The 24,923-nt window shown below is 57.8% G+C and carries 26 protein-coding genes and 1 tRNA gene; 10 read left to right on the top strand and 17 right to left on the bottom strand.

Annotated elements, in window-relative coordinates:
• The first annotated feature begins 88 nt into the window (after window positions 1–88).
• The 3 genes from ligA (at window position 89) to ACR0A2_RS03525 (ending at window position 4,663) form a co-directional block, all read left to right on the top strand.
• On the top strand, window positions 89–2,341 hold the full coding sequence (gene ligA, locus ACR0A2_RS03535) for an NAD-dependent DNA ligase LigA (RefSeq protein WP_480834069.1): 2,253 nt from the start codon (window positions 89–91) through the stop codon (window positions 2,339–2,341).
• Entirely contained in the window at window positions 2,338–4,428 is a 2,091-nt protein-coding gene (gene recG / locus ACR0A2_RS03530; protein WP_480834068.1) for an ATP-dependent DNA helicase RecG, read from the top strand. Before ligA ends, recG begins: the two co-directional genes overlap by 4 nt.
• A 112-nt stretch (window positions 4,429–4,540) precedes the next feature.
• Window positions 4,541–4,663 (top strand): hypothetical protein, encoded by a 123-nt coding sequence (locus ACR0A2_RS03525; protein ID WP_256367496.1) that lies wholly within the window; start codon window positions 4,541–4,543, stop codon window positions 4,661–4,663.
• Between the two features lie 184 nt (window positions 4,664–4,847).
• On the opposite strand, the gene ACR0A2_RS03520 is transcribed toward ACR0A2_RS03525, so the two are convergent.
• Entirely contained in the window at window positions 4,848–5,486 is a 639-nt protein-coding gene (locus tag ACR0A2_RS03520) for a MarC family protein (RefSeq protein ID WP_152457939.1), read from the bottom strand.
• Between the two features lie 59 nt (window positions 5,487–5,545).
• On the bottom strand, window positions 5,546–5,998 hold the full coding sequence (locus ACR0A2_RS03515) for an iron-sulfur cluster assembly scaffold protein (RefSeq protein WP_152457940.1): 453 nt from the start codon (window positions 5,996–5,998) through the stop codon (window positions 5,546–5,548).
• A gap of 48 nt (window positions 5,999–6,046) precedes the next feature.
• Between ACR0A2_RS03515 and hisI the strand changes: the two genes are divergently transcribed.
• A complete protein-coding gene (gene hisI / locus ACR0A2_RS03510) occupies window positions 6,047–6,436 on the top strand; it encodes a phosphoribosyl-AMP cyclohydrolase (RefSeq protein WP_171228735.1) in 390 nt (129 codons plus the stop codon).
• A gap of 10 nt (window positions 6,437–6,446) precedes the next feature.
• Here the strand turns inward: hisI and gluQRS are convergent, their stop codons facing one another.
• From gluQRS to ACR0A2_RS03490, 4 genes are all read right to left on the bottom strand, one after another.
• Entirely contained in the window at window positions 6,447–7,328 is an 882-nt protein-coding gene (gene gluQRS, locus ACR0A2_RS03505; protein WP_480834067.1) for a tRNA glutamyl-Q(34) synthetase GluQRS, read from the bottom strand.
• A complete protein-coding gene (locus ACR0A2_RS03500) occupies window positions 7,325–7,939 on the bottom strand; it encodes a class I SAM-dependent DNA methyltransferase (RefSeq protein WP_480834066.1) in 615 nt (204 codons plus the stop codon). The genes gluQRS and ACR0A2_RS03500 overlap by 4 nt, the downstream gene beginning before the upstream one ends.
• Window positions 7,940–7,976: 37 nt before the next feature.
• Complete coding sequence (gene trmFO / locus ACR0A2_RS03495) at window positions 7,977–9,317, bottom strand: methylenetetrahydrofolate--tRNA-(uracil(54)-C(5))-methyltransferase (FADH(2)-oxidizing) TrmFO (RefSeq protein ID WP_171639517.1); 1,341 nt, start codon at window positions 9,315–9,317, stop codon at window positions 7,977–7,979.
• Between the two features lie 253 nt (window positions 9,318–9,570).
• Window positions 9,571–10,356, bottom strand: a complete 786-nt coding sequence (locus ACR0A2_RS03490) for an enoyl-CoA hydratase (RefSeq protein WP_480445097.1) — start codon at window positions 10,354–10,356, stop codon at window positions 9,571–9,573.
• 58 nt (window positions 10,357–10,414) lie between these two features.
• Here ACR0A2_RS03490 and ACR0A2_RS03485 point away from each other — a divergent pair, with 58 nt between their 5' ends.
• Complete coding sequence (locus ACR0A2_RS03485) at window positions 10,415–10,858, top strand: PaaI family thioesterase (RefSeq protein ID WP_171228740.1); 444 nt, start codon at window positions 10,415–10,417, stop codon at window positions 10,856–10,858.
• A 61-nt stretch (window positions 10,859–10,919) separates the two neighbouring features.
• Here ACR0A2_RS03485 and ACR0A2_RS03480 read toward each other — a convergent pair whose 3' ends face one another.
• Window positions 10,920–11,147 carry a DUF1127 domain-containing protein gene (locus ACR0A2_RS03480; protein ID WP_171115969.1) on the bottom strand — a complete coding sequence of 76 codons (228 nt, stop codon included), beginning with the start codon at window positions 11,145–11,147 and terminating at the stop codon, window positions 10,920–10,922.
• A gap of 99 nt (window positions 11,148–11,246) precedes the next feature.
• On the opposite strand from ACR0A2_RS03480, the gene ACR0A2_RS03475 reads away from it, so the two are divergent.
• Window positions 11,247–12,650 carry an aminotransferase-like domain-containing protein gene (locus ACR0A2_RS03475; RefSeq protein ID WP_480618481.1) on the top strand — a complete coding sequence of 468 codons (1,404 nt, stop codon included), beginning with the start codon at window positions 11,247–11,249 and terminating at the stop codon, window positions 12,648–12,650.
• Between the two features lie 3 nt (window positions 12,651–12,653).
• Here ACR0A2_RS03475 and ACR0A2_RS03470 read toward each other — a convergent pair whose 3' ends face one another.
• A complete protein-coding gene (locus tag ACR0A2_RS03470; RefSeq protein ID WP_480445101.1) occupies window positions 12,654–13,019 on the bottom strand; it encodes a nuclear transport factor 2 family protein in 366 nt (121 codons plus the stop codon).
• A 243-nt stretch (window positions 13,020–13,262) separates the two neighbouring features.
• Between ACR0A2_RS03470 and rplM the strand changes: the two genes are divergently transcribed.
• Together rplM and rpsI are read left to right on the top strand one after the other, a co-directional pair.
• Complete coding sequence (rplM, locus tag ACR0A2_RS03465) at window positions 13,263–13,721, top strand: 50S ribosomal protein L13 (protein WP_480834064.1); 459 nt, start codon at window positions 13,263–13,265, stop codon at window positions 13,719–13,721.
• Window positions 13,722–13,727: 6 nt separating this feature from the next.
• A complete protein-coding gene (gene rpsI, locus ACR0A2_RS03460; protein ID WP_152457951.1) occupies window positions 13,728–14,213 on the top strand; it encodes a 30S ribosomal protein S9 in 486 nt (161 codons plus the stop codon).
• Window positions 14,214–14,283: 70 nt separating this feature from the next.
• Here the strand turns inward: rpsI and ACR0A2_RS03455 are convergent, their stop codons facing one another.
• From ACR0A2_RS03455 to ACR0A2_RS03415, 9 genes are all read right to left on the bottom strand, one after another.
• Window positions 14,284–15,444, bottom strand: a complete 1,161-nt coding sequence (locus tag ACR0A2_RS03455) for an ABC transporter substrate-binding protein (RefSeq protein WP_480834063.1) — start codon at window positions 15,442–15,444, stop codon at window positions 14,284–14,286.
• A gap of 25 nt (window positions 15,445–15,469) precedes the next feature.
• A complete protein-coding gene (locus tag ACR0A2_RS03450) occupies window positions 15,470–17,356 on the bottom strand; it encodes an AMP-dependent synthetase/ligase (RefSeq protein ID WP_480834062.1) in 1,887 nt (628 codons plus the stop codon).
• Between the two features lie 5 nt (window positions 17,357–17,361).
• A complete protein-coding gene (locus ACR0A2_RS03445; RefSeq protein ID WP_480834061.1) occupies window positions 17,362–18,135 on the bottom strand; it encodes an ABC transporter ATP-binding protein in 774 nt (257 codons plus the stop codon).
• Complete coding sequence (locus ACR0A2_RS03440) at window positions 18,132–18,896, bottom strand: ABC transporter ATP-binding protein (RefSeq protein ID WP_480834060.1); 765 nt, start codon at window positions 18,894–18,896, stop codon at window positions 18,132–18,134. The genes ACR0A2_RS03445 and ACR0A2_RS03440 overlap by 4 nt, the downstream gene beginning before the upstream one ends.
• Entirely contained in the window at window positions 18,893–19,990 is a 1,098-nt protein-coding gene (locus ACR0A2_RS03435) for a branched-chain amino acid ABC transporter permease (protein ID WP_480834059.1), read from the bottom strand. The genes ACR0A2_RS03440 and ACR0A2_RS03435 overlap by 4 nt, the downstream gene beginning before the upstream one ends.
• A 3-nt stretch (window positions 19,991–19,993) precedes the next feature.
• Window positions 19,994–20,869, bottom strand: coding sequence for a branched-chain amino acid ABC transporter permease (locus ACR0A2_RS03430; RefSeq protein WP_171168199.1), 876 nt, complete (start codon window positions 20,867–20,869; stop codon window positions 19,994–19,996).
• A gap of 75 nt (window positions 20,870–20,944) precedes the next feature.
• The gene (locus tag ACR0A2_RS03425; protein WP_480834058.1) at window positions 20,945–21,973 is read right to left on the bottom strand and encodes an alcohol dehydrogenase catalytic domain-containing protein; all 1,029 of its coding nucleotides are present in this window, start codon (window positions 21,971–21,973) and stop codon (window positions 20,945–20,947) included.
• 201 nt (window positions 21,974–22,174) lie between these two features.
• Window positions 22,175–22,732, bottom strand: coding sequence for a hypothetical protein (locus tag ACR0A2_RS03420; RefSeq protein WP_480834057.1), 558 nt, complete (start codon window positions 22,730–22,732; stop codon window positions 22,175–22,177).
• A gap of 260 nt (window positions 22,733–22,992) precedes the next feature.
• A tRNA-Ser gene (locus ACR0A2_RS03415) sits at window positions 22,993–23,082 on the bottom strand.
• Window positions 23,083–23,205: 123 nt separating this feature from the next.
• Here ACR0A2_RS03415 and ACR0A2_RS03410 point away from each other — a divergent pair.
• Together ACR0A2_RS03410 and ACR0A2_RS03405 are read left to right on the top strand one after the other, a co-directional pair.
• Window positions 23,206–24,048, top strand: a complete 843-nt coding sequence (locus ACR0A2_RS03410) for a DUF2059 domain-containing protein (protein ID WP_171639507.1) — start codon at window positions 23,206–23,208, stop codon at window positions 24,046–24,048.
• A complete protein-coding gene (locus ACR0A2_RS03405; protein ID WP_480834056.1) occupies window positions 24,048–24,848 on the top strand; it encodes a DUF2059 domain-containing protein in 801 nt (266 codons plus the stop codon). Before ACR0A2_RS03410 ends, ACR0A2_RS03405 begins: the two co-directional genes overlap by 1 nt.
• Window positions 24,849–24,923: the final 75 nt, after the last annotated feature.

Here is a 24,923-nt window from a genome sequence, read left to right as displayed (position 1 = left end):
CACATTGCACTCACGGCTCAGCACGTCTGGACCTGGCCATGGCCTCGCCCTATCACTGAGGTCCAAGTACGCGTGACAGGGCGAGGCCATGAGCAACTTTATTTCCATATCCGAGCTGACGGAAGATGAGGCGCGTGCCGAGCTTGCACGTCTGGCCGAACTATTGTCGAAAGCAAACACGCTGTATCATACGGCTGATGCGCCTGACATGTCGGATGCCGACTATGACGCTCTCAAACGGCGCAATGCCGAGATAGAAGCGCGCTTCCCTCATCTCAAGCGTCCCGACAGCCCGACGGATCAAGTGGGTGCAAAGCCTGCTGATGGTTTTTCGAAAGTCACGCACGCCGTGCGCATGATGTCGCTGGGCAACGCTTTCGATGATGACGACGTGGCCGATTTCGACAGGTCGATCCGGAAATACCTGGGCATTGGGGCTGGTGAAAGTCTGGCCTACACCGCCGAACCCAAGATTGATGGCCTGTCGCTGTCATTGCGGTATGAAAACGGACGGCTTGTTCAGGCTGCCACGCGCGGAGATGGTGAAGTCGGTGAAAGCGTAACTGCCAACGCCCGCACGGTATCCGATATCCCGCAGCACCTGAAAAACGCGCCCGAGGTTCTGGAAGTCAGGGGTGAGGTTTACATGTCTCACGCGGATTTCGAGGCGTTGAACGCGCGGCAGGCAGAGCGCGGCGGAAAACCCTTTGCCAATCCAAGAAACGCGGCGGCGGGGTCTTTGCGGCAACTGGATCCGGAAATCACGCGCTCGCGCCCGTTGCGTTTCTTTGCTTACGCCTGGGGAGAGGTTTCAGAGCCATTGTCCGACTCGCAGATAGGGGCGATCGAGCGGTTGAAATCACTTGGATTTTCGACGAATCCCCTGACCCGCCTGTGCAAAACGACGCAAGAGATGCTGGAACATTACCGGGATATCGAAGCGCAACGTTCCACCTTGGGCTATGACATCGACGGGGTCGTCTACAAGGTGAATGATCTGTCGCTTCAGGCGCGTTTGGGGTTCCGCTCAACTACGCCGCGATGGGCGATTGCTCACAAGTTCCCGGCCGAACTGGCCTGGACGAGGCTGGAGGCGATCGACATTCAGGTCGGTCGTACAGGCGCGCTTAGCCCGGTTGCCCGGTTGCATCCAGTGACTGTGGGTGGTGTTGTTGTGTCCAACGCCACATTGCACAACGAAGACTATATCGCGGGGCGCGATGCCAAGGGCGGCACGATCCGCGATGGCAAGGATATACGTGTCGGTGACTGGGTTCAGGTATACCGCGCCGGGGATGTGATTCCGAAACTGTCAGATGTTGATCTGTCCAAGCGCCCGGCCGGTTCGCAGCCCTTTACCTTTCCGACGCGCTGTCCGGAATGTCAAAGCGAGGCGATCCGTGAAGAAGGCGATGCGGTCCGCCGCTGCACCGGTGGCTTGATTTGCCCCGCGCAGGCCGTTGAAAAACTGAAACATTTCGTCTCGCGCAAGGCGTTTGACATAGAAGGCCTTGGCGCGAAACAGATCGAGATGTTCTATGATGATCCGATCCTTCCGATAAAGACTCCGGCGGATATCTTTACATTGGAACAGCGTGACAGGGCCAATCTGGCACGGCTGAAAAACCGGGATGGGTGGGGGGAAACCTCGGCCAGAAATCTGTTTGCCGCGATCGACGAAAAGCGGACTATTCCATTTGCGCGCCTGTTGTTCGCTTTGGGCATTCGACATGTCGGCGAGGTCGGAGCGCGCGATCTGGCGCTGTTTTACCGCGATTGGGAGACCATGACGCAGGCCCTGGACACCGCCCGCCCGGCAGCTCTGGCTCAGCGGCAAGCGGATGAGGCCGAGGATGCCGAACGGGCGGCCGCGCTGGCAGAAGGTCGTCGGGCACGTGTCAAGGAAGTGCGGGATGCGGCCATAACCGCGGCGCGCGTTCCGCCGGATGCCAATGCCGCCTGGGCTGAATTGATCGGAATAGACGGGATCGGCGCAACGCTGGGTCTGTCCCTGTCCGATGCGTTTTCGAACGTGGAAGAGAGGCGCGCGTTCGATACGTTGCGCAAGGAACTGACAATCGTCGCACCTGATGCGCCCGCCTCAGACAGCCCTGTGGCTGGCAAGACGGTTGTGTTCACCGGTACTCTGGAAAAGATGACCCGCGCCGAGGCAAAGGCACGGGCCGAAGCGTTGGGAGCGAAGGTTTCCGGTTCCGTCAGCAAGAAAACCGACATTCTGGTCGCCGGACCCGGAGCGGGTTCGAAAGCCAGGAAAGCGGCAGAGCTGGGTATCGAAACTCTGGATGAGGATGGCTGGTTGCAGCTGATCGAAGGCGCATGAGCGGGAGGCCGGAACAGCTGTTCCCGCTGTTTGCGGGGCTTGAGACACTCGAGGGCGTCGGCCCCAAGACCGCGCACGTCCTGCAACAGGCCGGCGTTGAAAGCCCACGCGACGTTCTGTTCGGCCTGCCTTATGCGGTCGTCGACCGACGTCGGCGAGAGACGATTCAGGGCGTCGATCTGCCTGCGACGTTGACGGTCGAAGTGACGGTCGGCCCACACAGGCCGCCTCGAAACAAGGGTGGCGCATACCGCGTGCATGTCGAAGACAGCCAGGCCGATTTTCAGCTGGTTTTCTTCCACGCGCGCGGGGACTATCTGAAAAAAGTGCTGCCTCAGGGCGCCCGCCGTGTGATCTCGGGCAAGCTGGAGCTGTTCGACGGCATGGCTCAGATGGTGCATCCGGATCATATGTTGCCGGTCGAGCAAGCCAGTGAAATTCCGGAGTTTGAACCGGTATACCATCTGACACAGGGGCTGACTCAAAAGACGGCGTTCAAGGCCATCCGCAGCGCATTGGCGCGGGCGCCAGAGCTGGCGGAATGGATCGACCCGGCGCAGATGGCACAGCAAAACTGGCCGGATTGGATCTCGGCAATTCGTGCCGGCCACAATCCTCAGGGGGCTGATGATGTGTCACCATTTGCGCCCGCGCGTCAGCGTCTGGCCTATGACGAGCTGTTTGCGCATCAGATGACGCTGGCTCTGGCGCGTCAGCGAGAGCGGAAATCCCGTGGTGTCGTCAGCGTAGGGACTGGCGCGTTGCAATCCAGGGTGTTGGCTAGCCTTCCTTATCGTCCGACCAGCGCACAAAGCCGCGCGATCGAGGAAATCGCCGCCGATATGGCATCGGATTCCCGCATGAACCGATTGTTGCAGGGTGACGTGGGGGCCGGCAAGACATTAGTGGCCTTCATGGCCCTTCTGATCGCGGTCGAGGCAGGCGGACAGGGCGTGATGATGGCCCCGACCGAGATCCTTGCGCGCCAACATCTGGAAGGGTTGCGCCCGCTGGCGGAAGAGGCCGGAGTGGTGCTGGAACTGCTCACCGGGCGTGACAAGGGCGCAGAGCGGCGCGCCAAGCTTGAGGCTTTGAAAAATGGCAATATCCAAATTCTGGTCGGCACCCATGCCGTGTTTCAGAGTGATGTTGAATTCAAAGCGCTGCGCTTGGCCATAGTTGATGAACAGCATCGGTTTGGCGTGCGTCAGAGGATGGAGCTGTCGGAAAAAGGGCAGGGCGCGGATGTATTGGTGATGACCGCCACACCTATTCCACGCAGTCTGGCGCTGGCGCAATATGGCGACATGGATGTGTCGGTGCTGGACGAAAAGCCGCCGGGGCGCAAACCGATCAAGACGGCGATAGTCAGCACGCAGCGCATGGACGAGGTCGTATCCCACCTGCGTCGCGCGATCGATGAGGGGCGGCAGTGCTACTGGGTCTGCCCCTTGGTCGATGAATCAGAGGTTTCGGACCTGACGGCCGCTGAAGAACGATTCAAACGCTTGCGTGCCATATTGGGCGAAGGTGTGGTCGGGCTGGTTCATGGGCAGATGCCGCCGGCCGAAAAAGACGCGGCAATGTCTGCATTCCAGAATGGGGCCACCAAGGTTCTTGTGGCCACGACCGTCATTGAAGTGGGGGTCAACGTGCCCAATGCCACGATCATGGTCATCGAACGGGCCGAAATCTTTGGTCTGGCCCAACTGCATCAATTGCGCGGTCGCGTGGGCCGTGGTGATGCGGAATCGACGTGTTTGTTGATGTATCAACCACCGCTCAGCGAGGGGGGACGTAAGCGGTTGGAGGTTCTGCGCGAAACCGAAGACGGGTTCCGTATCTCGGAAACCGATCTGGAAATGCGTGGTGCCGGAGATCTGATCGGAACCGCTCAGTCCGGTCTGCCGAAGTTCCGGATTGCGGATCTGGAGCGTCAGGCCGGCTTGATGGCCGTGGCCCAATCCGATGCCCGGGCATTGCTGAATGCGGATCCCAAGCTGACCTCGGACCGGGGCCGCGCGGCGCGCGTAGTTTTGTGGCTGATGAAGCAGGATCAGGCGATCCGTTTGATTTCAGTGGGTTAGGCAAAAAGTTCCAGAAAGTTCACAAATGTTCTTAAAAAGTTCTTTACCGACTCGGGTAAATATGAGAACAAAAGGTCAACAAAGGATTAAAGCTCTGACCGGAGGTGACCCTATGCTGACCCAGATCAAGACCGTATTCAGCCGCTCACAATCGACGATCCTACAGGATGCCGTGGGCGTGATGTCTCTGGTCGTGATCCTGATGGTCGCCTTGCACCTGCCGGTTGGCTTCTAAACCTTTCTGCCTGCGATCTCGTGCCGAAAAAAACCGCGCTGTCATCCCCATTTCAGTCAAGGGTGACCTGCCTGTCCCAAACCCCTTGAGGGGCCTTGCCTCGGCCCCGTGCGGTACTCCGGACCCCACGCGAGACACGCAATGCCTGCCGCCGCCCTTTCGCCCGGAAGGTGCGGCGGTTTTTTTACAACTGGCCGGTTTTGAAAATCTCAAGCAATGCGGACAGGACCGAATTGACCGCGACCGAGGCTAGGATCATCCCCATGATACGGCTGATGATCGCTGCTCCTGAATGGCCAATCAGGCGGATGATCGGTTCGGCCAGAAGCATGAGAACGAAGGCAACTACCAAAACCGACAGCATGACCAATGCGGTAATCCCCTGATCGGCTGCACTGTATCTATGGTTGTCCGTCAGGATCACCACTGCAAGCATCGCGCCGGGCGAGGCCAGAGATGGAACAGCAAGAGGAAATATCGCGGGATTCTGCTTGTGATACTTATCTTCCTGATCCTCTTCGGCCTGACGCTGTTCTATGTCTTGTTTGCTTTCGCCAAAGATCATGGTCAGAGCGAACAGAAACAGGATGATGCCGCCTGCGACCTGAAATGAATTCAGTCCAATATCCAGCGCTTCGATCAGCAATTGCCCAAACACGAGAAAGAACAAAAGGACGCCGGCGCTTATTATCGATGCCAACAAAGCTGTTTTGCGACGCGCGGCGGCCTCTAGCCCCGCAGTGACGGCAATGAAAACGGGAATAGTTCCAATCGGGTCAATCACGACCCAAAGAGTTACAAAATGCTCGAGTAGATTTTCCAAAACCCATCCCTCCTTAAATTTAAGCGGAAGGTAAACGGGTTTACATCAAATAGCTATGATCAGGCGCAATCTGCCTGTTCGGCCTGCGCCATGGCTTCGGCGGCGGCATCCAGCGCCAGCAGAATTGACGCGTGGCGGTTCTTGTAGTCCCGCGCCGGCATCAGGACCTCAAGACCGTCAAACGGCGCATCCGGGGCGGGGCCGTCCTTTTTCAACATGGCCGCAAGCTGATCGCGCGCTGCTTCGACCTGCGCGCGCGTGGCACCAATGATCGCGTCGCCAACCACCGAAGCCGAGGCCTGTCCCAGCGCGCAGGCTTTGACATCCTGCCCGAAGGCGCTGACACGTCCATCCTGAACCTTCAGATCAACCGTCACGGTAGAGCCGCAAAGAGGCGAGCGTTTCTTGACCGTTGCATCCGGGTTTTCCAACCGATCCAGATGCGGGATGTCCGCCGCCAACGCCAGAATGCGTCCGGAATACAGCTTGATCAGGTCGTTCTCGCCGCTCATGGCTTTCCCTCGTCGTGTGTTCCTCATACATAGTGACCAACCCAACGGATGCAAAAGGTTTTTGTCATGTCTCACCCCGTCGCGTTTGATCCATCAACTCTGAAATATAACGAGGCGGGACTGATTCCGGCAATTGCGCAGGATGAGGTGTCGGGCGAAGTGCTGATGATGGCATGGATGAACGCACAGGCCATTGAAAAGACGCTGGAAACGGGTAGGGTGACCTATTGGTCGCGCTCGCGCCAGTCTTTCTGGATCAAGGGCGAAACCTCGGGCCATGTGCAGGAACTGGTGGATTTCCGTATCGACTGTGACCGCGATTGCCTGTTGGTTCTGGTGCGTCAAACCGGTGCTGCCTGTCACACCAACCGCCGGACGTGCTTTTATACTGCGGTGCGGGACGGAGCCGAGACCGAACTGATGGCCCCGATGGAGTAACCGAGTCAGATCAAAGCCCCACCATATGCCGGATGTCTGCCGGGCTGGCACCATCGGCCCGGTATTTCGCGATGGCACGCGCATCGTCGCGTTTCGCCAGCCGTTTGCCGGCGTCATCGCGGATCAGATCGTGATGATAATACACAGGCGTCGGCAAATCCAACAGCACCTGAAGCAGCACATGGATGCGTGTGGCTTCGAACAGATCCTGACCTCGGACCACATGGGTGATCCCCTGGGCCGCGTCGTCAAGAACGACGGATAAATGGTAGGACGTGCCCATGTCGCGGCGGGCCAGAACGATATCGCCGACACTGGTTTCCAACTCTTCCGGGGTGAAAGCAATTGTTCCTGTTTCGCCACCGGGGCCGGAGCCCAGTTCCAAGAATTGGAATCTGGCCGGATCGTGGATTGTTCGACAGGCCTTGGCAACATCCAGTCGCAACACCTGGTCCCTTGGGTGAGGATTTTGACTTAAGTCTATGCCCTGGTTAATTTTTCGACACGTACCGGGATAGATAATTCCGTCTGGACCAAGCAAGGGCGCGCCTTCCTGGGGCGCGCTTGCGGCGGCGGCAATATCTTTGCGATTGCACAGGCAAGGATACAGAAGACCTTTCATCCACAACCGCTCCAACGCGCGATCATAGATACTCAGCCGATCTGATTGACGCAGCACCGGTTCCGGCCATGTCAGCCCCAACCAATTGAGGTCATCATAGATCTGATCCTCCCAATGCGGACGCGAGCGGGACCGATCGATATCTTCGATGCGAAGCAAGAACCGGCCGTGTTCGGATCTGGCCATGTCGCTGGCGATCATCGCAGAATACGCGTGCCCAAGGTGAAGCGGGCCAGTCGGGGATGGCGCGAAACGCGTTACGAAAGTCACGCTTTTTCTATAACATACACGTCAGAGTTAAGGTTGATGCCGGGCAAGTGCGGCCCGTGTTCACGAAATAACAAACGCGCGGCACCCATGTCGACCCAATCCGTCAGTCGGCAGGTGAATTTGTGATCTTTCAGCGCATGATCGTTCAGGGAAAACGCCAGCAACCCACCTTTGGGCAAGGTGTGCATCAACTGGTCGAATGTCTCGGGCGGGGCCGCGCCCTGACCGATGACACCGATGGCGGTGATCACCGAATACGCGCCGCGCCTGAGCGGGGCCGGTTTGGTGATGTCAAACCCGGTCAAACTTCGGTAAACACCCTTGGCCTCTGCCTCTTCCAGCATTTTGGGGGTGGGATCGATACCATCGATGACCTCAAATCCCGCCGCCCGCAAGGCGAGACCGGAAAGCCCCGTTCCGCAGCCGAAGTCCAGAATCGGCGTTTGGGGGTGAGGGTGGAATTGCCACAAAGCCGCGGCCACCCGTCCCGGGGTTGCATATCCCTGTTCCGCGACCTCTTCTTCATAGGTCGCGGCCCAGTTCTGGTAATGCGTTTCAGTGTCTTCAGGCGTGTCGAGATCGTAGGTGCTGTCCAGGAACTTGTCGCTCATCCCGTCATGCTAGGCCGAGATCACGCCGCGCGTCCAGTCAGCATTGATCCAACCAGGTTTGCCATTCTGTCTTGGCACGATCGGTATAGGCCTTGTACCGGTCCTTCCGGCCGCGCCGCCCGCCTTTCAGGCCGTCCACGGGGCGGAACAGGCCAAAGTTTACGTTCATCGGCTGAAACGTCTTGGCTTCGGCCCCGCCGGTAATGTGATGGATCAACGCACCCATTGCACTGTCTTTGGGTACTTCAGGCAAATCACGACCCTGTATTTCCGCGGCGGCCATGCGACCGGCAAGCAATCCCATCGCGGCGCTTTCAACATAGCCTTCGACGCCCGTAATCTGGCCGGCAAAGCGGATGTTGGGCTTGGATTTCAAGCGCATCTGTGCATCGAGCAGGGTAGGAGAGTTGATGAACGTGTTGCGGTGGATGCCGCCCAGCCGGGCAAAGCTGGCGTTTTCCAGGCCGGGGATCATGCGGAACACGTCGGTCTGGGCGCCGTGTTTCATCTTGGTCTGAAACCCCACGATGTTGAACAATGTGCCCAACGCGTTATCGCGCCGCAACTGAACCACGGCATGGGGTTTGACGTCAGGCGCATGAGGGTTTGTCAGCCCAACAGGCTTCATCGGACCGTGGCGCAGTGTCTCGCGCCCGCGTTCGGCCATGACTTCAATGGGAAGGCAGCCATCAAAATAGCCTGCGGTCTCACCTTCGTGAAACTCGGTTTTTTCCGCTGCCAGAAGGGCGTCGATGAAAGCCTCGTATTGATCACGGTCCATCGGGCAGTTCAGGTAAGCCGTGCGTTCTTCCTCGGTCTCGCCTTTGTCATACCGGGATTGCATCCACGCTTTGCTCATGTCGATGCTGTCGGCATAGACAATGGGCGCGATTGCATCGAAGAACGCCAGCGCGTCCGATCCCGTTTCCGCCCGGATGGCTTCCCCCAATGCGGGTGAGGTCAACGGGCCGGTCGCAAATATCCAATGGCCGTCATCAGGCAGCGAGGTGACTTCCTGATCGGTGACGCTCACGCGTGGGTGGGCGCGCAGTTTTGCGGTGACCGTTTCGGCAAACGGGTCGCGATCCACGGCCAGAGCCCCCCCTGCAGGAAGCCTGTGCGCGTCGGCGGTTGTCATGATCAACCCATTGGCTACTCGCATTTCCCAGTGCAGCAGACCGACGGCATTCTGTTCATCATCATCCGATCGGAACGAGTTTGAACACACCATTTCCGCCAGGTTTCCTGTCTGATGTGCGAAGGTGCCAACGGTGGGGCGCATTTCATGAATGATCACGTCAACGCCCATTTCAGCGGCTTGCCAGGCCGCTTCGGACCCGGCCATTCCACCGCCGACGATATGCAAAACTTGTGTCATGTGCAGCCACATAGGGCACCGCACACACAGGCGCAACTGCCGTATTGTATGTGACTGATTTGCTGGAGGGGTCTTGGGGTCGCCGCTGCGGGAATGTCAGCGCTGGTGAGAGAGACCAGCTGGAGGGACCTTCCGCCCACGGCGACCCAAAAGTGTCTTGAGGCCTTGGCCTCGACCCAGCTTTGCCACAGAGTTGCCCTTTTGAAAAGTGCAAAAATGAAGACAGTGGCAAAAAATGTTCAAAACAATTGCGTCATTGGGTCCAATTCGGGGGGCGCTTTTCAATAAAGGCGGAAATGCCTTCTTCTGTATCGCGGTACAACATATTCTGCGCCATTGCGTCTCCGGTATAGGCATAAGCTTGGTCCAAAGGCATTTGCAGCTGTTGATAGAACGCTTCTTTGCCGATCTTCACGGCGACGCCAAGCTTGGATGCGACCAGTTCCGCAAGCCCGTTGGCTTCTTGTTCCAGCAGCGCTTCTGGAACGACGCGATTTACCAGCCCCAATTCGGCGGCGCGCTCTGCTGAAATGAATTCGCCGGTGGTCAGCATTTCCAATGCCTGCTTTCTGGGGATGTTGCGGCTGAGAGCCACCATCGGCGTGGAACAGAACAGGCCGATATTGACCCCGTTGACGCCAAACCGTGTTCCTTCTGCGGCCACCGCCATATCGCAGGTTGCAACCAGCTGACATCCGGCGGCGGTCGCAATGCCATGGACTTGCGCGATAACGGGTTGCGGCAGGGACTGGATCGACATCATCATCCGGGCGCAACGGGAAAAGAGATCTTGAAAGTAAGCTTTGCCACCATCTTCGGATTGGCGTCCGGCCGTCATCTGCTTCAGGTCATGCCCGGCGCAAAACGCCTTTCCCGCCCCTGACAGGACTACGGCCCGAATCGAGCCGTCGTCGCGCAGCGCATCAAGTTCGGCTTGCAGCGCAGCCAGCATCTCATCACTCAATGCGTTCAGCCGGTCCGGGGCGTTCAGTGTCAGCCGTGCCACCGCGCCCGTGTCGTAACGTTCCAGAATTGCCATCTTGCCCTCCGTTCCCAAGTTGGGCCAACTCTAGGTCGGCAAGAGCAGGAGGGGAAGTATGGCTTTGGCAATGAATCGGGACGAACTGTCACAATACCTCAAAGAGGTGTTCCCGCAGGTGCACAAGGATTTCGTCGTTGAAGATTTGACCGAAGACACGATCACCATGCGCCTTGTGGTTCAGGATCAACATCTGCGCCCCGGGGGCACGGTTTCCGGCCCGTCGATGTTCGGGCTTGCCGATGTCAGTGTCTATGCGATGGTTCTGGCACGAAAAGGGCGTCAGTCACTGGCCGTTACCACCAACAGTTCCTTTGATTTCCTGCGCAAGCCGGAAGGCGGCGCCGATATGATTGCGGCCTGTCGTTTGTTGAAGCTGGGAAAAACACTGGCCGTTGGGGATGTGCTTTTATATTCGGAAGGCAGTGATCTTCCGGTTGCACGGGCAACGATGACCTATTCCCTGCCGCCAGCAGGGTCAGCTGCCGCGAATTTCGGATAAAAAAGGCCGGGGACAGGCCCCGGCCCAGGAAGAGGTCCCAATAATTGGGACTGGGGATCAGTCAGGGCTGCCAGAAAAAGCGCTTTGTTTCCCGGCCAGCCTGATGGCGGGTCAGCCCGACGTCCTGAAGCAGACGGTCATCCAGATAGCTCAGATTGACGCGACTGCGGCGACGGCGTTCCCATTGAGTGACCGCCGCCGCAAACCGCACGGCCAGAGCCGCGAGCAGAGGCAGCCGTGGGCTGTCGTTCAGCAGCAGAAGGGCGGTGGTGTGCATTGTGCGTGTCATCTCGGAATTCCTTTCAAATTGTATTGACACAAAACAGTATTGCTTGGTACATAAATTTGATACATTCGAAATTGTGTCAAAGGCAAAGGAAGAATTGTAATGGATACAATTTGGCCGGAGGCTCTGCCAAAATCCAAGGGTCCGAAATACACATTGGTTGCTGACGCAATAAGAAAAGCCATTGGTGACAAGAAATTAGATGTTGGCGCCAAGCTTCCGCCGGTTCGTGAACTGGCGTATCGCCTGCAAATCACACCTGGTACAGTCGCACGTGCCTATACGATCCTGACGGACGAAGGCTTGCTCCATGCCGAGGTTGGGCGCGGTACATTTGTGGCCCCGCCGAAATCACCGATTCTGGATGATGTCTGGGCCAGGCAACTGCATCTGAGGGAAGATAAGCACAACGCCAATGTCAGCCTGTTCAGCCCGCGTTTGCCGGATGCGGGGCAGGTCGCGCTCATCCGGGAATGCCTGCAAAAGGTTTCGCAAGCTGATCCCGGGTTGTTTCTGAATTACCCCACGCGGGACGCGTATCAACCCATGAGGCAATCGGTCGTGGATTGGCTGTCGGATTTGCCGCTGGGCCCGCTGACCCATGATGACATCGTCTTGACCCATGGCGGGCAGAACGGATTGTGTCTGGTGTTCCAGACCATCCTGCGCGGACCCAAACCAATCGTGTTGGTTGAAGACCTCTCTTACGCCGGGTTTCGTCGGGCCGGAGAGTTGATGCGCGCCGAAGTCATTGGCGTCAAGATGGACAAATGGGGCATCGATCCGGCGTCGATGGAGCATGTTTTGCGGCAAACCAATGCTCAGGCCGTTTGCGTCTCGCCAGAAGTTCAGAACCCCACCGGCATCCACACGCCGCTGGCACGCAGGAAAGAGGTCGTGGACGTCGCCCGGCGCTTCGACCTTCAGATCGTGGAGGACGATTGCTATCGCATGGGGGAAGCGCGCGAACCCAGTTATCGCGCGCTTGCACCCGAGCGGGGCTGGCACGTGTCGTCCATTTCAAAGATACTCACACCGGCTTTGCGCGTTGGCTTTGCCATTGCCCCAAAGGATCGCAGCGCCGATCTGCGCCGATCGGCCGAATATGGGTATTTTGGCCTGGCTCAACCCTTGGCCGAACTGACCCGGCTGCTGCTGTCGGATCCGCGTACCCGCCAGATTGCTCAGGATGTGCGCAAACGGATGGGCGATTATGTTCGGATCACCGTCAATGCGCTGGGTGGGTTCGATCTGAACTGGGCACCGGATGTGCCTTTTATCTGGCTGAACCTGCCATCGGGGTGGCGGTCTGCCGCGTTCAGCCGCGCGGCAGAGCGGGAAGGCATTCAACTCAGATCAGCGGATGAGTTTGCCCTGCGCGACGGGCGCGCGCCAAACGCCGTACGCATCGCAATGAATGGCCACGTTTCGTTGGAACGGTTCGAGGACGCAATGCTGAGGTTGCGCGCTTTGCTGGACAATCCGCCTGAACAGATCAGCGTCTAGCATTCAACTCAGCGGCGGCGGGTCGCCAAAGAATCCGGCCAGATGGGCAATTTTTCCGTCCTCGTCCAATCGAATGAAATCATGCCCGGCCACCATGATTGCGCCGTCGGGGGCCACCATATGCCACGTGAAGTGGATGACATCATGGTGCGACACAGGACTGCTGGTGATTTCGACACGCCCATTCGAAGTCAAAAGGACTTCGCCGATATGTGCACTCAACTGTTCACGGCCTGAAACATCGGCTGTCGGATCCACGTACCGACCGTTTTCCGCAAAGCACCGGGTCAGAAGCGCAAGCCGTTTATCGGCGGACTTTTCCTGCCAGGCCGCGCCATAGTTTTCAATCTTGCGCGTCAAATCCTGCATGTGATCCTCCGTGGTTGGGCATGATCAATTCCAACCGAGTGTATCAGAGTGTCGAAATTGAAGCGATTTTCGTGCTGAAATTGTGGGGTAAAATAATACCTATTTAACAAGCCATTGTTTTAAAACATTTTAAATGGCGTTTGGTCGCTTGACGTGGCGGTCATGCGTGTCTAGATACGCATCCATCGAATTCGGGCCGCCTCGCTTGGGGCGGTCTTTCACATCAAACAGGACTATCCTGCCATGAAAACCTTTTCTGCAACACCTGCAGACATCGACAAGAAATGGATCCTGATCGACGCCGAGGGCGTTGTTCTGGGCCGTCTCGCCTCGATCGTCGCCATGCGCCTGCGTGGCAAGCACAAAGCGTCGTTCACCCCGAACATGGACATGGGCGACAACGTCATCGTGATCAACGCTGACAAGATCCAGATGACCGGCAAGAAGCGCGAAAAAAACTTCTACTGGCACACTGGCCACCCGGGCGGCATCAAGTCGCGCACCAAACAGCAGATCCTGGAAGGTGCACACCCCGAGCGCGTCGTGACCCAGGCGGTCAAGCGCATGCTGCCGGGCAACCGCCTGGCGCGCAAGCAGATGACCAACCTGCGCGTTTATGCCGGTGCCGAGCATCCCCACGAGGCGCAAGCGCCCGAAGTTCTGGACGTCAAGTCCATGAACAAGAAAAACACCCGGAGCTAATGACCGATGGCTGATCAGATCAATACTCTCGAAGAGCTGAGCGCCGTCGCAGGCGTTGAAACCGTGGCCGAAGAAGTCATCGTGCGTGAACCCGTACGTGACGAACTGGGCCGTTCCTATGCCACCGGCAAGCGTAAAGACGCTGTTGCCCGCGTTTGGATCAAGCCGGGTTCCGGCAAGGTCACCGTGAACGGGAAGGATCAGGATGTCTATTTTGCACGCCCCGTTCTGCAACTGATCCTGCGCCAGCCGTTTCAGGTTGCTGGTGTCGAAGGCGAGTTCGACGTTGTCGCCACTGTCAAAGGCGGTGGCCTGACCGGTCAGGCCGGTGCGGTCAAGCACGGCATCTCGAAGGCGCTGCAACTGTACGATCCGAACCTGCGTGGTGCTCTGAAAGCTGCTGGCTTCCTGACCCGCGACAGCCGCGTTGTGGAACGTAAGAAATTCGGTAAGCGCAAAGCCCGCCGTTCGTTCCAGTTCTCCAAGCGTTAATTCGCCGGGGACACCCAACAAAGAAAGGGCTCGCAATTGCGAGCCCTTTTGCATTGTTTTGCGGGAAATCTTATTCTTCGTAAACCAGTTTCCACGCGCCGTTTTCAACGACATTGACGAAAACCGTATCCGCGCCCTGATGGTCGTCAGGGCCATAGGTAATGTGGTTGCCGACCAGATCGTCCTGATAATCCAGTGTTTCCATCGCTTCGATAAAGCTGTCATGCGTCAGGTCAGGGCCCGCGGCCTCAAGCGCCTTGACCATCATTTCGGCAGCGGAATAGCCCAACATGGCAAATCCAACCGGATCTTCGCCGGTCGCGGCCTTGTACTCTTCGATAAACGCCGCCGGGGCAGGTTGGTCCGCACGCGCCCAAAGATCCTGCCACGAGGCTGCTGCATAGAACCCGTCAGTCACCCCACCGGGAACCTGCGCCACGACAGTCAGGAAACTGGCCGAAGTGCCGAGGAACTTCATGTCCGTCAGGCCCATCTTCTTGGCGGTGCCCACTACGGTGATCGCCTGCCGCACCCCAAGCGCCATGGTGACGATATCGCAGCCTTCTTCCTTGAGCTTGCTGAGCGACCCGACAAAATCCGTCTCATCCGGCTTGTGGGTCGTTTCAGATCCAAAAGCGATCCCGGCTTCTTCGGCGCCGGCCTTGCTGCCTTCAAGAATTTCCTCGCCGAAATCTGTCGGCAGATACATGGTGCAGACCGTTTTTGATTCAAATTCGCCGGCCAGATATTTCACACCGACACGCGCCTGATCATAGTAGGTCGAGAAAGACGTGAACTTGTTCCGCATCGGTTCCTGCAACATCTGACGCGCAGCGGTCAGAGGTGCCACGTTGGGAATGCCCTTGGGATCCAACAGCTTGAACCCGGCCATGTTCATCGGCGTGCCAAGCGATTGCAGCATGGCGAACACCTTGTCGCGGTTCAGCAGTTTGTTGTAGCCCTGCATTGCACGCGGCATCTGGTATCCGTTGTCCTCGACCACATAGCGGATTTTGCGCCCGTGTATGCCACCGGCTTCGTTCACCCGGTCGAATACCACATTCGCACCTTTGGTCGCCGGGACACCTACCGCGGCAAAGATGCCGCTCAGGTCGTTGACGGACCCGATGACAATCTCATCATCCGTCACGCCCTGCGTCTGAGCCCAACCTATGCTTACCGAGGCGGTCAACGCCGTGGCGGCGGCCAGCCATTTGAATGACTTCTTCATCTTTCTCCTCCCGAAAACTCTTTGGCTAAGTGTACATGTCTTCAATCAGATGTCCGTGTTTCTTTTCGACTAGGCCGCGTTTCAGCTTCATCGTGGCGGTAAGCTCGTCATCCTCGGCGGTCAGCAGAACGTCGATCAGGCGAAAATCCTTGATCTGTTCAACCCGCGCGAATTCCTTGTTCACTGCGGCCACTTCGGCGCCGATCAGTTCCTTGACTTCGGCCGCGGCGCAAAGCGAGGCAAAGTTCGAGAAAGGGATTTTCTGGTCCTGCGCATATTTTTCGACATTTTCCTGATCGATCATGATCAGCGCCGTGAGGTATTTGCGCCGGTCGCCGATGATCACCGCGTCCGAGATGTAATGGCTGAACTTCAGCCGGCTTTCGATTTCGGCCGGGGTGATGTTCTTGCCACCGGCGGTGATGATGATGTCTTTCAACCTGCCGGTGATGGTAACGTACCCGTCCTTGTCGATACGCCCCATATCGCCGGTGCGCAGCCAGCCATCGGCGGTAAAGCTTTCCGCCGTCTTTGCGTTGTTGCGCCAATAGCCCTGAAAGATGTTCATGCCCTTGAGCTGAATTTCACCTTCGTCCGAGATGCGGATATCGCACCCCGGGACGACCTTGCCGATGGTTCCGATCTTGTTGCTTTCCACGGTGTTGAGTGTGGCGAGGCCGGACGTTTCGGTCATGCCGAAACCCTCGACGATCGGCACACCGATAGCCCAGTACCATTTCAACAAATCCGCCGAGATAGGCGCAGCACCCGTGCCACCCCGGCGCAGTTTGTCCAAACCGAGCATCCGGCGCAGATTCTTCAGAACCAACTGATCCCAAACCCAGAACCGGGCTGCGATGGCGGCGGGAACGGGTTTTCCCGAACTCACGTACTCGGCCCGCCGTGCGCCGGCCTTCAGGGCAAGATCGTATGCCATTCGACCCAACGGCGTTGCATCCTGCGCCAGGATTTGCACATGCGCATAGATCTTTTCCCAAACTCTCGGGACCGCCGTGAAGGTCGAAGGCGAGACCTCTTGCAGATTTGCAAAGACCGTTTCAGGGCTTTCCGCGAAATTCACGGTGCAGCGGGCGGCGAGTGGAAAATAGACGGATACGTCGCGTTCCAGGATATGGCAGAGGGGCAGGAAACACAGTTGTTCGTCACCGGCCTGCGTTGGCAATGACCAGGCACCGGCCTCAATGCCGGCCAAGATGTTTTCATGGCTCAACATCGCGCCCTTGGGCTGGCCGGTGGTGCCGGATGTATAAACCAGCAAAGCTGTATCCTGAGGTTTGGCCAATGCGATTTCGGCTTCGAACCGTCCCGGATCTTCCTGTTCGGCCTGCTGGCCCAAAGCGTAAAGATCGTCGATCATCATGCAGCGCGGATGGGTCAGGTCGTGCAAGCCTTCGTCTTCCAGAATGATCACCTTGATCAGATCCGGAACTTGATTTTCGACTTCCAGAAATTTGTCCAAATGCTCTTCGTCCTCGACGATGAGGAACTTGCTGCCACTGTCGTTGACCAGATATTGCAGTTGATTGGCCGAATCCGTGGTGTAGACGCCAGAAGAAATGCCCCCGACGCACTGAATGCCCATATCGAACCACATCCATTCCTTGCGGTCCTCGGACAGGATCGAAACAACGTCACCGCGTTCCAGGCCCAGCTTGCGCAGGGCAAGCCCGATCCACTTGGCGTGCTGCCAGTAGTCGGCCCAGGAATATGACTTCCAGATGCCCAGATCCTTTTCGCGATGGGCTGTACGATCCCCCAGTTCCGCGCAACGGTGTTGAAACAGCATGCTGATGGTGGTGCACCCATCCACGCGCAACGGGCGTTGTCCGGGGGTTGCATTCAGTTCAACGCCGTTGATCTTGACCTGCGAGGCGAGGGGCGTGGCATCCATCTTGCTTACCTCCACGTCTTCTTGCGTTTCCAACGGCGGCTTTCGCGTGCGCCTTCTTCCTGCACGCCAAGATAGAAGTTCTGGATGTCTTCGGATTTCAGCAACGTATCCGCAGCACCATCCATGACGATGCGGCCTACCTCCATCACGTATCCATGATGCGCCAGCCGCAACGCCGCATTGGCGTTCTGTTCGACCAGCAGCATCGTCATATGCTGTTCTTCGTTCAGACGTTTCAGAATGGCGAAAATTTCCTGAACCAAAAGCGGTGACAGACCCAGCGACGGTTCATCCAGCAGCATGATGCGGGGACGGGCCATCAGCCCCCGTCCGATTGCCAGCATTTGTTGCTGCCCGCCCGAAAGGGTGCCGGCCTCTTGCGTGCGACGATCTTTCAGAACGGGAAAGTAACTGAAAACAAGCTCGCGATCCTGGTCGATCTGCACTTTGTCCGTTCGGGTATACGCGCCGAGGCTCAGGTTTTCATCGACGGTGAGCAGAGGAAACACCTCGCGCCCTTCGGGTACATGCACGATCCCGCGCTGGACGACGGTATGCGGCTCGGCCCCCTGAATGTCGTCTCCATCAAAGGTGATCGTGCCTTTTTCCGGGTCCATCACCCCGGAGACGGTTTTCATCAACGTCGTCTTGCCGGCACCGTTTGCTCCAAGGATCGAGACAATCGAACCTTCGTGAACATCCAGAGAAACGCCACGAATGGCCATTATCGGGCCGTAGAAGCTTTCGACATTTCGGATTTTCAGGATTGGCGCGCTCATGAGGCTTTCCCCAGATAAGCTTCAATCACCGCCGGGTGCGATTGAACTTCGGCCGGGGATCCAAGCGCCAGTTTGGCACCATCTGCCATGGCCAGAACCCGGTCTGACACGCCCGAGACCAGGCCCATGTCATGTTCTACCATCAAAACGGTGATGCCCATCTGCCGTCGGATATCATCGATCCACCAACGCATGTCCGTTGTCTCTTCGACGGACAACCCCGAGGCCGGCTCATCCAGCAGCAAGAGTTTTGGGTCAGTTGCCAAAGCCCGTGCAACTTCGACCACTTTGCGTACGCCGTAGGGCAGCCCGGATATCATCTTGTCGCGATAGGCTTGCAGGTCGAGAAAATCGATGATCCGTTCCACTTTCTCGCGGTTTTCCAGTTCCTGTTGCTTTGCGGACGGGGTGAACAGAATCTCGGTAATCAGGTTTGTCCTGCGGTGGCGGTGCCGCCCGACTAGCAGGTTTTGCAGAACGGTGGCGTGTTCGAACAGTTCGATATTCTGGAAGGTCCGCGCCACGCCATAGGCGGCGACGCCGGACGGTTTGACCTGAAGCAGATCATGTCCGTCAAACCGGATCGCCCCGTCAACGGGATCGTAGAACCGGGAAATCAGGTTGAAAACAGTGGACTTGCCCGCACCGTTTGGACCGACGATGGCGAAAACCTCACCTTCCCGAACATCGAATGACAGGTCATCCACCGCCGTCAGGCCGCCGAACTTGAGGGTGACATTTTCGAACTCCAGCAAGCTCATCTCAGACGCTCCGTCTTGAGATAAGACTTCTGCCGTTTGAACATGTCCTTTCGATAGAAGGGGAACAGCTCGAACCAGGTGCGGATTTTCAGCCAGCGGCCATAGATGCCCATGGGTTCGAACAGGATGAAGGCAATCAGGATCATGCCGAAGATGCCGAACTCCAATCCCGGTATGGCCACCGTACTGCCACCGAACAGAGCGCCGGCATATTCTTTTGAGATCGACAGAAACTGCGGCAGGAACCCGATCACGATCGCGCCCAGAAACGCGCCGTGGATCGATCCAAGCCCACCGATCACGATCATCATCAACAATTGGATCGAGATCAGAACACTGAAGGTTTCGTTGTTGAACGCTCCGGCGAACAACCCCATCAGTGCCCCGGCCCAGCCCGTCACCGCGCAGGACAAGGCGAAAGAGATCATCTTTGTCCGCGCGATATCGATTCCCATCGCCTGGGCCGAAACCTCAGAGTCGCGCACAGCGATAAAGCTGCGGCCCAAAGGCGCGCGCAGCAGGTTGATATATCCCAGTGTGACCAGAACGGCGACGGTCAGGACCAGCCAGAAGAACTGATCGGGCGTTCCCCAGCGGTCTACCAGATGGCCGAAGATTTCGACCCCGCCGACATACTTGCCCGCAACACCGCCGGTGATGGGTTCGGACAGAACGATGATGTCGTCCATCAGGATCGAAAGCGCCATGGTGAAGATGGCCAGATAGATGCCATGCAGGCGCAGGGCAGGGACCGCAACGGTCACGCCCGCGATCCCCGTCAGGATGCCGGCCAGCGGAAAAGCGAGAAGAAAGGGCACCCCGGCTTCAATCAGGGCAACGTTGGCATAGCAGCCAAAAGCCAGAAAGGCCGCGTGGCCCAGACTGACTTGCCCTGTATGCCCGGTCAGGACCATCAGACCCAATCCGGCAATGGCCCAGATCAGGACGTTGGTCAGCTCGCCCAGATAGAACTCATCCAGCCACCAGGGGGCTGCGGTAACCACCGTCAGAAGGATCAGATACAGGACAAACTGGTAACGGTCTTTCCACGGGCGGATATCCTGCATGTAGTCGGTTTTGAAGATGATCCGCACGGCTCAGACCTTTTTGACCCGAACCTGACTGAACAACCCGTTGGGACGAAAGATCAGCACGGCAAGCAGCAGGGCGTATGGTGCGATCTGGCTGTAACCCGCCGCGATATAGCGGCTGGCGAAAGGCTCGATCACCCCGACGACAAGACCACCGGCCAGCGCCCCGGGCAGGCTTCCGAACCCTCCGATGACGGCGGCGGCAAATGCCTTGATGCCCAGCAATCCCGTTGTCGGATCCACGGCGCCCTTGGCGGCGAACAGAATGCCCGCAATCCCCGCAACGATCCCGGCCAGCGCCCAGATGAACCCCTGAACCCGCTTGACAGGCACGCCCATGTAATACGCCGCCAGCTGGTTTTGCGACGCCCCCTGCATCGCCAGCCCGAGTTTGGAACGGTTGAAGAAAACGTAAAGGCCCCATGTCAGCAGGATGGTGACGACGATCACGGCGACATCCTCCAGCCCCAGCACAAGGCCGCCAAAGCGCAGCTCTTTCCCCGCAAGCGGGTTTTGCAGCGTTTGCGGTTCGTGCCCCCAGATCAATCCGGCCACGAAACGGATCACGAAGCCCAGGGCGATGGTCAGGATTACGACGGCGGTCTGACTTTCGCCAAACAGGCGACGGATGATCAGGCGATCCAGAAGATATCCCAATGCCCCCATGATCCCCAGCGAGATCGGCAGGGCCAGCCAGAACGGCAGGCCCATATATTCGGTATTGGTCAGGCCGATGGTGACAAAGGCCCCCAGCATCATGAAATCGCCCTGCGCGAAATTTACCGCTTCGGTCGCCTTGTAGATCAGAACAAAGCCAAGCGCGATCAGGCCATAGACACACCCGTTTGCCAGTCCGCTGATCAGCAGCTGCGCGTTATCCAAACTGTCCTCCCTCGACCGGTTTGCCGGTGTCGCGTTCCGCCCGCGCGCATCCTCCGGTGACGCGGGTTTGTTCTACTATGGCGTTATTATCACCTTGCCGTCACTCTTTTTCAGCGCATCAGCCAGGTTTGGTACAAGATTTCTGAGTGTAAGGTGTTCAGAAACATCCGTTTTCCAGCGCCCGTCTGCAAACCGGGCCTGAACCTCGGCCACAACTCGCATCTGATCGGCGGGCGGGGTCGACATCATCCAGCTTGTCAGCCAGAACCCTTCGATCCGCTTTCCCATGAAAATCAACTGCCCTGTCTGAGTCAGCGTCGGCGCCTCGGTAGACAGCTTGCCATAACTGATCCAGCGCGCCCGGTTGGGCATGGCACAGAACAATTGTTCGGACAATTGGTCCGTCACGGCATCCAGAAACACGCGCGGTTTCAGCTGCGCGCTCAGATCCGCAAACTTTGCGAAAATGCCTTCGTCGGTTGTCACAAGCACTTCGGCCGCGCCAAGGTCTTTCAACATCTCTGCGGTCTCGGCCCGACGCACCAAAGCGATCGGCTTCAAACCCAGATCCCGACCAAGGCTGCACATCAGCTTGCCCAACTGGCTGGTCGCGGCTGATACGACGAAGGCATCGCCGTCGGCCTTGGCCATATCCACCATGGCCATCGCCGTCATTGGATTGACGATCTGGGCGGCCCCGTCATCGTCCGAGATATCAGGGCGCAGAGGGATGCACATCTGCATCTGCGTGACGACATACTCCGCCCAGGCCCCCGATCCGGCGGCGACGAACGCGACGCGTTGCCCTTGCAGGGCCTCGGCGCCCTTGCCGGCGGCTACGACGTCTCCGCATCCTTCAAAGCCGGCAGGGGATCCCTTGACCCTAGGCTGCCCGTATTCCCCCTTGATGAAATGCAGATCGGATGGATTGACCGAAGCCGCGCGCAAACGGATCAGTACCTGGCCCGGGCCGGGTTCCGGCGTGGGAACTTCGGCTTCTTCCAACCAGTCGGCGGCGTTTTCAATGGCTGGTCCGGTGGCCGTACCGGAATACCCGTCATGCTTAAGGATTGCGGCGAACATAGTCTGGGGCAGGTCGGTCATCGGTTGATCCTCGAATTTGGCTGAATCAAAGCGCGCCCCTTGTCCGAAAAGCCTCAGACCAGTCGGGCAGGGCGCGGGCTTTATGTCAGGCACAGCCAATCAAAAGCCGCGCAAGAGGTCAATTCAACGACACCGTAACGTAGGGGCAGCGCAGATGCGCCCCCGGGGCAAAGGCCGACCCGTGGATCGGCCTTCGACACTTTACTGTTGGGTCAGCAGGTTGGTCAGTTCCTGAATTTTCTGAACAATCATTTCAGGCGAATCCTTGATATCATTCACAATCTTGATCGCCTGATCTTTCAGATCGGTGGCCAGAGTGCTGTCCTGAATGGATGTCATAATACCATCATAGTCGAAGTTGGTCGGGTCCAGCTTGCCTTCCTGAATCCATGAGTTCAGCAACTCCTGCCCCTGACCGGCCAGCGCGGCCACCTGATCGCTGGCCTCCTGAGCAGCGTCAGAGGCCTGATCCGCCACCGATGACGCGGCTTCGCTTGCCTGATCTGCAACCGATGACGCCGCTTCTGTCGCTTGGTCCGTCAGCGACGACGCTGCTTCGGCGGCTTGTTCGGTCGCGGCATCGACAGCGTCAGAGGCAGCGTCCTGTACAGATGAAGCTGCGTCTGTCACCGCTTCGGCGGCTTCTTCTGCCGCGGTTTCCAAACGCTCGGCGGGTGAGGGTTCGGGTTGATTCAGGTAATAGTATCCGCCAGCGCCAATTGCGGCGATGACGATGGCAAGAATAAGAGTACGCGACATGTGTGTCTCCTTTGGAAATTGTGTCGCCGGAATGCGCTAAAAATAACTCAGGTACAAAGGGGAATTCCCGATAATTCTCAGCAGAATAGAGTATAAGCCGGGCTATGCTCATTGTCCTTCGAAACGCGGCAAGAACACGCCTGCACAAAGATGTCGTGCCCTGTTTTGGCGGCGATCCGCCGGGAATGGCCCGCAGACGCAACCAATTTTCGGGCGCTTCTTGTGGGCCAAAAGGCAGCATTGAGCCTGCGTTGGGATAGTGGCGGAGAGACAGGGATTCGAACCCTGGGTGGGCTTGCACCCACAACGGTTTTCGAGACCGCCCCGTTCGACCACTCCGGCACCTCTCCGCGGGGGTCTGTGAGGGGGGGATTTAGTGAGGAACGGGCAGGGGTGCAAGCAGAAAATTCGGGAATTGAAGAAACCCGGGATTTTCCGTTGCCTGCCAGCGCAAAACTCCTAGTCTGATATTCATGATACAGTTTGTACGCCGCTCCGCCTTTTGGTTTCTGGCCCCGCTCTTTGCGCTTGTTCTGATCCCCTTGGAACTTTCCGCCGCCAGCCGTGATCGGATAGAGGCCTTTCTGACCACGACCGGGTTTGACGTTGCCCTGGAAAGCATCGCGCTGAGCTCGATGTCTGCCCCTCAGATGCTGGGGATTGATCCCGATGGCTTCGGTTCGGACTGGACGCGTCTGGCAGACGAAGTCTTCGAAGTCGGCGCCATGCACGAAACCGCGGTTTCCATCCTCGAACAAACCTTGAGTGATGAGGCCCTGACACATGCGGTTGACTTTTATGCATCGGATCTGGGTCAGCGCTTGGTTGAGGCGGAAAACGCCTCGCATATGCTTGAGGACGATGAGGCCAAGCAGCTGGAAGGCCAAAAAATCATCGCAGACTTGATCAAGGACGGATCGCAACGGGTCGAAAGTTTCAAACGAATGAACAAGGCGATCGATTCGACCGGTACCGCAGTGCGGGCCCTGCAAGAAATTCAGGTGCGTTTTCTTTTGGCAGCCAGCGCATCAGGTGTCATTGACCTGCAACTGGATGCCGATGAATTGCGTGCGCTGATGAAGCGGAACGAAGCCGGTATGCGCCAGTCACTGCAACTGTCCAGCCTTGCGGGGGCAGCCTATACCTATCAGGACTTTTCCGATGCGGATGTCGACTCGTATGTCGAGGCGCTGGAACAACCCCTGATGCAGGAAGTGTATGAACTGCTGAACGCGATCCAATACGAAATCATGGCCATGCGGTTCGAAGTACTTGCGGCCCGAATGGCCGAACTGCATCCCGCGCAGGATATTTGATGCACCGCGTTTTTCTGGCGATTGCGTTTGTTCTGTGGGGCGCTCAATTGCTGGCCGATCAAAGGGTCGACCGGCTGGCGCAGGCCATGCACCTGTCGCATGTGATGGAAATTCTCGTACAGGAAGGTCAGGGGCACCGCGAGGAACTTGACGAAACGCTGTTGGACAATACCGGCGGCGCCCATTTTGAAGCGCAGGTCAAAGATATTTACGACCCGGTCTGGATGCAGAAATTCCTGACGGATGCCTTTGAGGCGGGTCTGTCAGTTGCGCAGCTTGATCAGGCGATCCTGTTTTTTGAAAGCGATCTTGGTCAGACGATCGTGTCGCTGGAAAACTCGGCCCGGCAGGCGATGTCGGACCCGGCCATTGAGGACATGGCGCGCGAAGCTTACGAGTCCGTTGAGCGCGACTCGACTCGTTTCGAGTTGGTCGATGAGTACATCCAGGCAAATGACCTTGTCGAAAAGAACGTTCATGGGGCGCTGAGTTCCGACTACAGCTTCTTTAAGGGCCTTGATGTCGACGCGCAAGGCGACGATCAGGAATTGCTGGCCGAACTTCTGTCACAGAAAGAAAGCCGCTCAGCAGAAACCGAGGCGTGGCTTTATTCCTTTCTTCTGATGGCCTATCGGCCTCTGGATGAGACCCAGATGCGCGAGAATATTGCGTTCTCCAGAACCGAAACCGGGCGCGCCCTGAATGAGGCGCTTTTCGACGGCTTTGACCGGATGTTCAACGATATCTCTTTCCGGTTGGGGCGGGCGGTCGCACAGACACTCAGGGCGTCTGATCTCTGACGACGCTTTGGTGTTGACTTTTCCCGGCGATCTATGGATAAGCGCGCATCCCGGCCGGTTTTCCGTGCCGGGTAT

It is taken from the genome of Ruegeria sp. H8 (assembly GCF_056532905.1).
Note: the sequence above shows the minus strand (reverse complement) of the source record. Positions and strands in the feature narration are given on the sequence as shown.